The organism is Streptomyces sp. NPDC005181 (assembly GCF_040608395.1).
GTDB lineage: Bacteria > Actinomycetota > Actinomycetes > Streptomycetales > Streptomycetaceae > Streptomyces.
Genome location: NZ_JBEXID010000237.1, coordinates 1 through 1,780, shown reverse-complemented (window position 1 = coordinate 1,780; position 1,780 = coordinate 1). Strand labels below are relative to the sequence as shown.

Sequence of the window (1,780 nt, the reverse complement as noted above, 5' to 3'; positions counted from 1 at the left end):
GCTAGTCCCATCCTCCGCACATGACCGGTTCGGATGAACTGATGATGTGGCCGGTACCTCGGCGGGATGTGGCTCGTTGGGTTCGACGTGCCGATATCTCGTTCGCGTCGTTCCCGGGTCCAGCGTCCCCGCATGGCGGTGGAGTTGGCTCCTGTGGTGGAGAGGCGTCTGGGCGCTCTGCCTGCCTCTGCCGAGTTTCTGCGCCGGCTGGACGTGGCCGGGATCATCGACGAGCTGTGTCCCGTACGGGATGTGGCGCATCTGACACACGGGCAGGTCATCGAAGTCCTGGTCGCGAACCGGCTGTCCTCGCCCACCGCTATGGTCCGGGTGGGGGACTGGGCGCGCACGTGGGCTGTCGAGGAGGTCTTCGGCGTTGATCCCGCGCTGCTCAACGATGACCGGCTCGCCCGCGCGCTGGATGCCATCGCGCCGCGCCTGGAGGAGATCACGGGCTCGGTCGGCGCGCAGGCCATCGCGGAGTGCGGTATCGATGTCGCCCAGATCCACTGGGACATGACGAGCATGTCCCTGTTCGGTGCCTACGAGGACCAGGAGGAGGACTTCCCGCAGGTCAGGTACGGTCATCCCAAGGACCGGCGAGTTGATCTGAAGCAGATCCAGGCCGGGCTGGCCGTCAGCCGCGACGGCGGCATCCCCGTCTTCCACCGCGTCTACGACGGCGGCGCGGGCGAGGTCGCGCAGGTCGTCGGCGCCATGAAGGCCCTGCGAAAGATCGCCGAGCGCAAGGACTTCCTGCTCGTCGCGGACTCCAAGCTCGTGTCCTATCCGAACATCACCGCGCTGCTGGACGCGAAGGTCGACTTCATCGCCCCCATCCCGGCCGCCCAGGTCAAGGCGGAGGTCTACGCCGCCCTGGACGTGGCCTCCGCCCAGCTGGTCGACTACGTCAACGACCGCGACCGCGAGCGGAACACGCCCGCCGACCAGCGGGAGTCCTACCGGGTCCTGGAGGACCTCCATGCCATGGCCGGCCCGCGCAAGGCCGACCCCGTGCACCGGCTGCGCCGGATCCTGGTCCACTCCACCGGCAACGCCAAAGGACAGCAGGCCGCCCGCGCCAAGCGCCTGACCAAGGCGGCGGAAGACCTGGACAAGCTGCAACGCTCGGCCGGCGGCCGCTACTACAACACCACGGCGAAGATCGAAGCCCGGATCGGAGTGATCGCCAAGACCCGGCGGGTCGCCGGCTGCCTACGCACCACCGTGACCACCGACCCTGACGGGCGCCCCTCCCTGACCTGGTACTTCGACCAGGGCGTCCTGGACACGGAGGCCGCCGCCGACGGCTGGTACGCGCTGGTGACCCGGCTCACCCCCGAGCAGGCCGATGCGGCCGAAGTCCTCAAGCGCTACAAGGGCCAAGGAGCGGTCGAGCGCCGCTACCGCGACTTCAAGGGCCCCCTGGCCGTCGCGCCGGTCTTCCTGGAACACAACCGGCGCATCGCAGCTCTGATCACCGTGATCTGCCTGGCCCTGCTCGTGTTCTGCCTGATCGAACGCCAAGTACGCCAAGCGCTCGGACCCGAGCAGACCATGAGCGGCCTCTACCCCGACAACCGCAAAGTCCGTCCCACCGGACGCATGATCCTCTACCACCTCGACAGCCTCACGCTCCGCCCCGGGACCACCGCCAGCCCACCCGTCATCCTCATCAACCGAGGAGTCCAAGCACACCTGCTCGAACTCCTCGGCATCGACGAAACAAGACCCCGCTGGCTGGAGACCTAAAACCCCATGTGCGAAGTCACCGGCTAGT

1 protein-coding gene is annotated in these 1,780 nt (G+C 67.9%); it reads left to right on the top strand.

Going from position 1 to position 1,780, the window contains the following annotated elements; translation table 11 throughout:
- Window positions 1-132 precede the first annotated feature (132 nt).
- Window positions 133-1,752, top strand: coding sequence for an IS1634 family transposase (locus tag ABZV38_RS40310; RefSeq protein WP_356333924.1), 1,620 nt, complete (start codon window positions 133-135; stop codon window positions 1,750-1,752).
- Window positions 1,753-1,780: the final 28 nt, after the last annotated feature.